Annotated in this window: 4 protein-coding genes; 1 reads left to right on the top strand and 3 read right to left on the bottom strand. The window is 72.3% G+C overall.

Annotated elements, in window-relative coordinates; all coding sequences use genetic code 11:
* Positions 1-2,249: alpha/beta fold hydrolase (locus tag D7W81_RS14785; protein ID WP_120556016.1), on the top strand; the 2,249-nt coding region annotated here is incomplete at its 5' end.
* Positions 2,250-2,261: 12 nt separating this feature from the next.
* Here D7W81_RS14785 and D7W81_RS14780 read toward each other — a convergent pair.
* The 3 genes from D7W81_RS14780 to D7W81_RS14770 are packed head-to-tail and all read right to left on the bottom strand — an operon-like array spanning position 2,262 to position 10,764.
* Complete coding sequence (locus D7W81_RS14780; protein ID WP_120556013.1) at positions 2,262-8,765, bottom strand: non-ribosomal peptide synthetase; 6,504 nt, start codon at positions 8,763-8,765, stop codon at positions 2,262-2,264.
* A 48-nt stretch (positions 8,766-8,813) separates the two neighbouring features.
* A complete protein-coding gene (locus D7W81_RS14775) occupies positions 8,814-9,077 on the bottom strand; it encodes a phosphopantetheine-binding protein (RefSeq protein ID WP_120556012.1) in 264 nt (87 codons plus the stop codon).
* A gap of 19 nt (positions 9,078-9,096) precedes the next feature.
* The gene (locus D7W81_RS14770; protein WP_120556011.1) at positions 9,097-10,764 is read right to left on the bottom strand and encodes an AMP-binding protein; all 1,668 of its coding nucleotides are present in this window, start codon (positions 10,762-10,764) and stop codon (positions 9,097-9,099) included.
* Positions 10,765-10,816: the final 52 nt, after the last annotated feature.

The raw sequence follows: 10,816 nt of genomic DNA, 5'->3' as shown, positions 1-10,816 counted from the left end.
GAGCGGGGGCGGGTGATGATCCGCAGGAGGCGTTGGCGGACGTCGCGCACACGTTGCAGGTGGGCCGGGCGCGCTTCCCCTGGCGCCGCTTCGTCGTGGTGGGCCGGGGCGGGGATGCGGCGGCGCTGCTGTCGGGTTCCGCGTCGCGCACCGTGTTCGACGAGGGAGAGGGGCGCGGCGCGGCGTTCCTCTTCCCGGGCGGCGGCGCGCAGCGGGTGAACATGGGCGAGTCGTTCCTTCATGAGCCCGCCTTCCGCGCGGCGCTGGACACCTGCGCCGGACTGCTTCGCGGGCCCATGGGCGCGGACCTGCGGGACGTGCTGTTCGCGGGCCCGGACCGGCGGGAGGCCGCGGCCCGGGAGCTGGACCGGCCGCTGTGGTCGCAGCCGGCGCTGTTCGCGTGCGACTGGGCCCTGGCCCAGCTCTGGCTATCGTGGGGCGTGAAGCCTGCCGCGCTGCTGGGGCATTCGCTGGGGGAGTACGTGGCCGCGTGCCTCGCGGGTGTGTTCACGCTGGAGGAGGCGCTGGGCCTCGTGGTGGCGCGGGGGCGCCTCATGGAGGCCATGCCTCCGGGCGGGATGGTGTCGGTGCTCGCGCCGGTGCCCCGCGTGGAGGCGCTGCTGGGGACCGGCGTGTCGGTGGCCGCCGTCAACGGCCCCCAGACGTGCGTCCTCTCCGGGCCGCTGCCCGCGCTGGAGGCCGTGGAGGCGGCGCTCACGCAGGAGGGCGTGGAGTTCAAGCGGGTGCGCTACGCACGCGCGGCGCACTCCGTGATGCTGGAGCCGTTCCTGGAGGGCTTCGCGCGCGAGGTGGCGAAGGTGAAGCTGCGCGCTCCCACGCTGCCCGTCGTCTCCAGCCTCACCGGCCGCTGGCTCCAGGAGCGCGAGGCGACGTCCGCGGAGTACTGGGTGCGGCACCTGCGGCACACGGTGCGCTTCTCCGACGCGCTGGAGTGCCTGCTGGAGTCCGGCGACCGCGCGCTCATCGAAGTGGGCCCGGGGACGACGCTGACCGCGCTCGCGCGCCAGCACCCGGCGCGCAAGACGCAGCCCGTGCTCGCCACCCTGCCGACGAAGGACGGTGTGGCCGTGAGCGCGCTGGAGGCCCTGGGCGAGGCGTGGGCCGCGGGCGTGGACGTGGACTGGGAGCGCTTCCGCGACGGGGAGAAGCGCCGCCGCGTGGACCTGCCCACGTACAGCTTCGATCGCGTGCACTTCAGCCTGGAGGAGGCCCCCGTCGCCGCGTCGCCTCGCGCCCCGCGTGAGCCCCGCCCCGCGCCGCAGGGAGCCGCGCCGCGGGGAGCCTCCTCACGCGTGCCTCCCCGCGACGCCACGGAGCGCGCCCTGGCGGAGTGCTTCCAGCAGCTGTTCCGCGTGGAGGAGGTGGGGATCCGCGACGACTTCTTCTCCCTGGGCGGTGACTCGCTGCTGGCGCTGCGGCTGCTGGCGATGGTGTCCGAGCGCTTCGGCAAACGGCTGCCACTGCGGGAGATGCTGACCGCGCCCACGGTGGAGCTGCTGGCGAGGAAGCTGGGGGGCACCGGAGAGCAGGGGCCCCAGCTGCCTCCTGGCATGGTGCCGCTCCAGCAGGGCACGCGCGGACCGCCGATCTTCTTCGTCCACGCGGCGGGCGGACACTCGGTGTTCTACCGCCAGCTGGCGCAGGCCCTGGGCGAGGGCCGCGCCGTCTACGCGTTCGAGTCCCGGGGCCTGGATCCGGACGGGCCCGTGCACACGTCGGTGGAGGAGATGGCCACGGCCTACCTGGAGGGCCTGCGCGCGCTGCAACCCCGCGGGCCGTACCTCCTCGCGGGCGCGTCCTTCGGCGGCGCGGTCATCTACGAGATGGCCCGCTGGCTGACCGCGGAGGGCCACGCGGTGCCGCTGTGCGCGATGTTCGACTGCCCGGGCCCCACCGACATCGTGAAGGCGCTGGAGAAGGGCGGGGGCGCGGACTTGGAGCACGCCGCGCCCTTCATGGATCCGGATCAGGAGCGCCGCTTCATGCGCGTGTGGGAAGCGAACATCCAGGCGCTGGTCCGCTACCCGATGCCCCGCTTCGAGGGCGGCACCGTCCAGTTCTTCCGCGCCGCCACCGTGGTGGAACCCCTGCCGGAGCACCTGGGCCTGGAGTGGCTGACGACGGGCGCGGTGGTGCGGGTGGAGACGGTGCCGGGCGACCACAACTCCATGCTCATCGGCGAGAACGCCGTCGCGCTGGGCGCGAAGCTGGCGGCGCTCATCCCCTGACTCTCCCGAGGCTCATCCGGAGCCTGGCGGCCGGCCGCGCCGCTGGGCCATGCGCCGCAGGTTGTCGCGCCGCTGGGCCCCAGCTTCCGGGGGCGGCGTCGTGGGCGCGGGGACCTGCGTGGGGCCTTCCGGGGGTGGCGCCAGGTGCGCGGCGAGGGCGCGCACCGTGGGGTACTGGAAGAGCGTCACCAGCGAGACCTTGCGGCCCACCAGCGCCTCCAGCTTCGCGTGCACCGACTGGAGCAGCAGCGAATTGCCTCCCAGGTCGAAGAAGTTGTCGCCCGCGCCCACCCGGTCCAGGTGGAGCACCTGGGACCAGATGGCGGACAACGCCTGTTCCAGCCCCGCTTCGGGCGCGCGGTAGTCCTCGCTCAGCTCGGGGCGGTGGGCCTCCGGCGCCGGCAGGGCGCGGCGGTCCACCTTGCCGCTGGGCGTGAGCGGCAGGCGCTCCAGCAGCACGAAGGTGGAGGGCACCGCGTGCTCCGCGAGCGACTGGCGCAACCCGGCCCGAAGCGCGTCCACCGTGAGCGGTGTCCCTTCACGCGGCACCACGTACCCCACCAGCCGCTTCGGGCCGGGGGGCTCCTCGCGCACCGTCACCGCGGCCTCCTTCACCAGCGGCAGCGCGAGCAGCGCGGCCTCGACTTCACCCAGCTCGACGCGGAATCCGCGCACCTTCACCTGCGAGTCGGCGCGCCCGCGGAACTCCAGGGTGCCGTCCGGCAGCCAGCGCACCACGTCGCCCGTGCGGTACATCCGCGCGCCCGGCGTGGCGCTGAAGGGATCCGGCAGGAAGCGCCCGGCGGTGAGGTCCGGGCGCCGGTGGTAGCCGCTGGCGAGCGCCTCGCCGCCGATGAACAGCTCGCCTGGGATGCCGATGGCGCAGGGAGAGCCGCTCGTGTCCAGGACGTAGGCCTGCGCGTTGGGGAGGGGCGCCCCGATGGGCGGCAGCGCGGGCCAGGTGGCCGGGGGACCCGAGGCGCGCCAGGCGGTGACGACGTGGGTCTCCGAAGGACCGTATTCGTTCTCCAGGACGCAGCCGGGCAGCCGGTCGAACAGGGCGACGAGCGCGGGCGTCACCTGGAGTTGTTCGCCCGCGGTGATGACCTCGTTGAGCGGGGGCAGCTCCGGCGCGGTGCGCGCCGCCTCGCTGAGCATCTGGAGCGCGACGAACGGCAGGAAGAGGCGCTCCACGCGGTGATGGCTCAGGTAGCGCAGGAGCGCGGAGGGGTCGCGGCGGAGCTCGCTGGAGCACAGGAGCAGCCGGCCTCCCAGGCACCAGGTGCCGAAGAGCTCCTGGAAGGAGACGTCGAAGTTGAGCGACGCGAACTGGAGCGTGGTGGCCTGGGCGTGGACGGCGCGCTGGATGAGCCACTTCACCATGTTGCCAAGGGCCCGGTGGGACATGGCGATGCCCTTGGGCCGTCCGGTGCTGCCCGACGTGAAGATGACGTAGCAGCCCGCTTCGGGCGGCACCTCCACGGCCGGAGGGGATTCGGGTCGCGCGGCCAGCGCGGCGGTCTGCTCCTCCAGCGTGACGATGCGCGCCGGGGGCAGCGAGCCCACGAAGGACGCATGCGCGAGGACGACGGGCGGGCGCGTGTCCTCCAGCATCATCGCCAGGTGCTCGCGCGGATAGGCGGGATCCAGCGGCACGTAGGCGGCTCCTGCCTTGAGCGTCGCCAGCACCGCGACGGGCATGTCCAGGCTGGACCGCTCCAGGCACAAGCCCACGACGCCGCCGGGAGTGACGCCCAGGGCGATGAGGTGGTGCGCGAGCTGGTTCGCACGGGCCTCCAGCCGCGCGTACGTGAGCGATGACTCGCCGTCCGTCACGGCGATGGCGTCCGGTGTGCGCGCGACCTGGGCCTCCACCCACCGGTGCATGAGCCCCGGCGCGAACGACGGGTCCTTCGCCGCGTTCCAGGTGACGACGACCTGGCGGCGCTCCTCCTCGGAGAGCAGCGACAGCGCGGCCACGGGCCGGTCCGGATGGGCGACCGCGCCCTCCAGCAACCGGACGTAGTGCGCGGCCATCCGCAGGACCGTCGCCTCCTCGAAGAGGGCGGTGCTGTACTCCCAATAAGCGACGAGTCCGTGCGCGGTCTGGCGCACGAAGAGCATCAGGTCGGAGCGGCTGGTGCCGGACCGGAACGGGACGTCCTCGGCCTGGAGGCCCGGAAGGCAGAGGGGCGCGGCGGCGCGCTGGAGGACGAAGAGAATCTGGACCAGCGGGGGACGGGCCGGATCCCGCGGCGGCTTGAGCGCGTCCACCAGCTGCTCGAAGGGCACGTCCTCATGGGCGAAGGCGCCCAGGCAGGCTTCGCGCACGCGGCCCAGCAGCTGCTGGAAGGACGGGGCGCCAGAGAGGTCCGCGCGCAGGGCCAGCGTGTTGACGAAGAAGCCCAGCAGGCCCTCCACCTCGCGGCGATTGCGGCCGGAGATGGGCGAGCCGACGAGGAAGTCCGGCTGGCCGCTGTAGCGCGACAGCAGGGCCTGGAAGCCGGCCAGCAGGGTCATGAAGAGGGTGGCGCCCTCGCGCTGACCCAGGGTGGTCAGGGCCCGCGACAGCCCGGGCGGCAGGGGGACCTGGAGGCTGGAGCCCGCGTAGCTCTGCACGGCCGGGCGCGGCTTGTCGGCGGGCAGCTCCAGCACGTGCGGGACGCCGTCCAGCTGAGTACGCCACCAGGTGAGGTGAGCCTCCCATTCCTCGCCCTGGAAGGCCTCGCGCTGCCAGCGCGCGAAGTCCACGTACTGGAGGGGCAGGGCGGACAACGGCGCCTCCGTGCCCTTCACCCGCGCGGGGTAGAGCGCGTCCAGTTCCCGCTGGAGCACGTCGATGGACCACCCGTCGAAGACGATGTGGTGGATGACGAGCACCAGGACGTGGTCGTCGTCCGCGACGCGCAGCAGCCGGGCGCGCACCACCGGACCCTGCCGCAGGTCGAACGGCTGGAGGGCCTCCGCCTCCACCCGCGCCTGGACCGCGCCCGCGTCCACGTCCTCCCGCCGCAGCGTGAAGTCCCCCGCCGGCCCGATGCGCTGCATCGACTGGCCGTCCACGGTCTCGAAGGTGGTGCGCAGGACGGCGTGGCGCTCGAGGACCGCGACGAGGCTGGCCTCCAGGGCTCGCGCGTCCAGGGGGCCGCGCAGGCGCGTCACCAGCGGGACGTTGTAGGACGCCCCCAGCGGGTCGAGCTGCGAGATGATCCACAGCCGCTGCTGCGCGAACGACTGGGGCTGCCACCCGTCGCGCGGGCCGGGCACCAACGGAAGGGAGCGGATCCGGCTGTTCTCCAACCGCAGCGCATCGATGTGCGCGGCGAGGCCGGTGACGGTGGGCGCCTCGAACAAGGCGCGCACCGACAGGTCCACCCCGAACGTTTCCCGCAGCCGGGAGATCACCTGCGTGGCGAGCAACGAATGCCCACCCGCTTCGAAGAAGGAGTCCTGCGTGCCCACGCGCGTGCGGCCCAGGAGCGCGGCCCACACCTCGGCCACCGCCGTCTCCGTCGCGGTGACTGGCGCCACGTAGCCGCCCTCCATGAGCGTGTCGCCCACGGGCGTCGCGAGCGCCTTGCGGTCCACCTTGCCCACGGGCGTCAGCGGCAGCCGGTCCAGCTTCACGAAGGCGGAGGGGACCAGCGGCGCCGGCAACCGGGAGGACAGGCGCGGGCGCAGCGCGTTCACGTCCACGTTCGTGCCGGCCACCCAGGCTACCAGCCGCTTGTCGCCGGGGGCGTACTCGCGCACGTCCGCCACGGCGTCCTCCACTCCGGGAAGGTGGCGCAGGGCGGTTTCAACCTCTCCCAGTTCGATGCGGAAGCCGCGCAGCTTCACCTGTGTGTCCGCGCGCCCCATGAAGGCCAGCTCGCCGGAAGGCAGCCACCGCGCACGGTCACCCGTGCGGTACAGCCGGGCACCTGGAACCTTGCTGAACGGATGGGGCACGAAGCGTTCCGCCGTGAGGTCTGGCCGGTCGAGGTAGCCCCACGCGAGGCCGTCACCTCCCACGTACAGCTCCCCCACGACGCCGGGCGGCACCGGCTCCAGGCGCGCGTCCAGCACCAGTGCCTGCGAGTTCTCCAGCGCACGGCCAATGGGCACGGGCATGCGTGCGTCCAGGCCGCGCTTCACCAGGTAGGTGGTGGATAGGGTGGTGTTCTCCGTGGGGCCGTAGCCGTTGACGACCGCGCGTCCCGCGTCCAGCAGCTTGCGCGCGGCGACCGGTGACAGGACGTCACCGCCGGTGAGGACCTGCGCCACCCGTGCGAGCGCCGCGGGCCGGTTCAGCGCCATCTGTTCGAAGAACGCCGTGGTGAGGAACAGCACGCTGATGCGCTCGCGCTCCAGCGTCGCCTCCAGTTCCTCCAGTGACGGTGTCACCGGCGGGTACAGGAACAGCTTCGCGCCGTTGAGCAGCGCTCCCCACAGCTCCAGCGTCGCGGCATCAAACGAGGTCGTGGCCAGTTGGAGGACGACGTCCTCCGGGCCGGCATGGAGATAGGACACGCCCTTCACCAGCCGCGTCACGGCCCGGTGCGGAACGCCCACGCCCTTGGGCCGCCCGGTGCTCCCGGACGTGTACATGACGTACGCCAGTGATTCGGCGGGGATGCCCACGTCCGGTGCGACCACCGGCTGGCGTACGAAGGGGCGCCACGATGGGTCGAGCACCACGACCCGGGCGGCCAGGCCTTGCAGCGCGGACTCGCGTCCCGCCTCCACCAGGAGCACGGCGATGCGGGCATCATGTGCCATGAACTCCAGGCGCTCGGGGGGGTAGCCCGGATCCAACGGGACGTAAGCGCCCCCTGCCTTGAGGATGGCGAGCGTCGCCACGACCATCTCCAGCGACCGGCCCGCGCACAGGCCCACCCGCATCCCCAGGCGCACGCCCTGCCCACGCAGGTGGTGCGCGAGCTGGTTGGCGCGTGCCTCCACCTCCGCGTACGTGAGCCGCTGACCTCCGGCCTCCAGGGCCACGGCGTCCGGCGTGCGCGCGGCCTGCTCCGCGAAGAGGGCGGGCAGGGACGCGTCGCGCGGATAGGGGACCGCGGCCCCCGTGCCCAGGTCGAGCAGACGCCGCCGCTCCATCTCGGTGAGCAACGGCAGCGTGGCCACGGGCCGCTCCGGCTCCGCGACCGCGGCCTCCAGCAAGCGCGTGTAGTGCTCCGCGAAGCGCGCCACCGTGGCCGCGTCGAAGAGGTCGGTGCTGTACTCCCAGAGCCCCACGAGCCCTTCCGGCGTCTCGCGCAGGAAGACGGTGAGGTCCATGCGCGCCACGCCCGGCTCGAAGTCCAGCTCGGACGTCTTCAGCCCCTCCAGCTCCAGCGCGGGCACGGCCGAGTGCTGGAGCGTGAAGAACACCTGGAACAGCGGCGGGCGGCTCAGGTCGCGCTCGGGCTGGAGCGCGTCCACCAGCTGTTCGAAGGGCACCTCCTGGTGCGCGTACGCGTCCAGGCACGTCTTGCGCACGCGGCGCAGCATCTCCCCGAAGCCGAGCGAACCCTCACCCTGCACGCGCAGGGGCAGCGTGTTGATGAAGAAGCCGATGAGCGGCTCCACCTCCTGGCGCGTGCGGCCGGAGATGGGCGAGCCGATGACGACGTCGTCCTGGCCGCTCAACCGTGAGAGCAGCAGGTGCATGCCGCCCAGCAGCGCCATGAACAGCGTGACGCCTTGTTGACGGCACAGCGCCTCCAGCGCCTTCCCCAACTCCGGAGGAAGCGCGTGGCGGTACACCGCGCCCCGCGTGGACTGCGCGGCGGGACGGGGCCGGTCCGTGGGCAGCTCCAGCGTGGCGGGTGCTCCCGACAGCTGTCCCCGCCACCACTCCAGCTGCTGCTGGAGGTGCTCGCCCTGGAGCCACTGCCGCTGCCACACCGCATGGTCCGCGTACTGCACCGGCAGCGCGGGCAGGGTGGGCGTCGTGCCGGCGCGGAAGGCCGCGTAGAGCGCCTGGAGCTCCCGCTCCATCACCGTGAGCGACCAGCCATCGCAGCTGATGTGATGCAGCATCAGGAGCAGCACGTGCTCCGCTTCCCCCAGCCGCAACAGCCGCACGCGCACCAGCGGCCCCGCGCCCAGGTGGAAGGGCTCGCGCGCCTCCGCCTCCGCCATCCGCCGCAGGGTCTGCTCCCGCTCGGACGCGGGCAGCGCCTCCAACGACTCCACGTGCAGCGTCAGGGACAGCGACGGGGCGATGCGCTGCACCGGCTGTCCGTCCACCACGGCGAAGGTGGTGCGCAGCGCTTCGTGCCGCTCCACCAGCACGGCCAGGGCCCGCTCCAGCGCGCGGATGTCCAGCGCTCCGGTGAGCCTCGCGAAGTACGGGACGTTGTAGGAGATGCTCCCGGGCGTGAGCTGCTCGATGAACCACATCCGCTGCTGCCCGAAGGAGAGCGGCAGCAGGGCGTCGCGGGGGACGGGCACCACCGGGGGCGCGCGGCGACGGGACCTCGCCGGGGACTTCGGCGCGTGGGCGGAAGGGGAGCCGGGGTGCTCGGTCGTCATGTCGCGCTCCGGGGGAAGGAGAGGCCGCCCTTGAGAGGGCGGCGTGGGTCAAACGGCTTGCTCCTGGCGCAGCTCGTCGCACAGCGTGGCCACGGCGCGGAGCGTGTTGAACAGCTCCGCCATGGACACCTCCACGCCCAGCTCGCTCTCGATGCGGTTGGACAGGACCGTGGCCATCAGGGAGTTGCCGCCAATCTCCAGGAAGTGGTCCTCCGGGCGCACGACCTCCACGCCCAGCAGCTCCTTCCACCACGCCGCGAGCCTGGCTTCCGTGTCCGTGCCGCTGGAGGCTTCTTCAGGGCTCTGATTCAAGGCCGTTCCTCCCTCCCGCTCACGCGGGCTTCAGCCGGTCGCGCAGCAGGTACTTGCGCACCTTGCCGGTGGCCGTCTTGGGCATCTCGTCGATGAGGTCCAACCGGTCCGGCCAGTACTGGTTGGACATGCCCTGCTGCTTGAGGTGGTCACGCAGTTCATTGAGCGTCGGCGGCGCTTCACCCTCACGCACCACCACCACCGCGCAGACGCGCTCGCCGCCAATCTTGTCGTCCGAGTGCGCGACGACGGCGACCTCCTTCACCTTCGGGTGCGAGTAGAGCGCGGACTCCACCTCCACCACGGGGATCTTGTACCCGTACCGGAAGATGACGTCCTTGAGCCGCCCCACGATGCGGATGCCGCCCCGGCCGTCGTCGCGCGCCAGGTCGCCCGTGTCGAACCAGCCCTCCGCGTCCACCGCCGCCGCGTACACGTCGTCGCGCTTGAAGTAGGTGAGGCACTGGCTGGCGCCGCGCACCAGCAGCCGCCCCGTCCCGTCCGGATACGGCGTGCCGTCCTCCGCGAGCGCGGGGACAATCCTTGTCTCCATCCACGCCACCGCGCGCCCGTCGCTCTGGCTGGGCCAGTCCGGCGGGTCTTCATGCCGCGTGATGGTGACCGCGCCGTTCTCCGTCATGCCCCACAGCGTGTGCAGCCGCACGCCGAACACCTCGCGCACCGCCGCGATGAGGTGTGGCGGCACCGGGATGGAGCCCGTGGCCAGCTGCCGGAGCGAGGAGGTGTCGCGCTGGCGCTTCTTCTGCAACGCGATGAGGTTCATCAGGTACGTGGGGATGCCGTACGTGAACGTGACGCCGTGCTCCTCGAAGAGCTTGAGCGTCAGCTCCGGGTCGCCCACGTCCATGTAGATGGCCGTGGCCCCCAGCAGCATGGGCATCAGGTACGAGTACGTGAACCCCGTGGACGCCGTCAGCAGCGACGGCAGCGCCACCACGTCCGTCCCGTCGATGCCCAGCGTGTCGCAGAGCGCGCGCGTGATGCCGTAGTTCGTGTTGTGGGAATGCACCACGCCCTTCGGCTCACCCGTGGTGCCGGACGTGTAGAGGATGTTGCAGACGTCGTCCGGGGCCGCGGGGGCCACGCCCTCCAGCGAGGCTTCCTTCTCCCACTCGCGCTCGATGAAGTGGCGCTCGAAGTCCTGCTCGCCCGCCTGGAGGTCGGCGTTGCTGCCCAGCAGCACCCGGTGGCGCAGGGACGGAAGCACCGCCGCGATGTCCCGCGCCATGTCCCGGTGTGAGTGCCCCGTCCACGACGTGGGCCCCACGTACACGGACGCCTCCGTGCGCCCCAGGATGAACTCCACCTCGCGCCGCCGGTAGTCCGGAGGAATGGGCGCGATGACCGCTCCCAGCCGCGCGCACGCCAGCGCCAGCGCCGTGAAGTGCCAGCCGTTGGGCAGCTGCACCGCGACGATGTCCTCGCGTCCCACGCCCAGCTCGCGCAGGCCCAGCGCGAACCGGTCCATGTACCGCGCCAGCTCCGCGTACGTCAGCCGCGTGATGTCCTTGGAAAAGTACCGTGCGGCGATGATCGCGGTCTTGTCCGGATGCGCCTGAACGCAGCGACGCAGATCGTCAACCACCGTGGTGTCGCGCCACCAACCCTTCCGCCGGTACTCCGCGCCCTTCTCCAATGCCGCTGCGTTATGGAAACGCTGCCCCATTTGAAGGTCTCCTCCGAGTGTCCCGAAGCCTGGGAATGCCGAGCGAGCCGCG

Source organism: Corallococcus aberystwythensis (assembly GCF_003612165.1).
Taxonomy (GTDB): domain Bacteria; phylum Myxococcota; class Myxococcia; order Myxococcales; family Myxococcaceae; genus Corallococcus; species Corallococcus aberystwythensis.
This window is presented reverse-complemented; position numbering and strand designations above follow the sequence as displayed.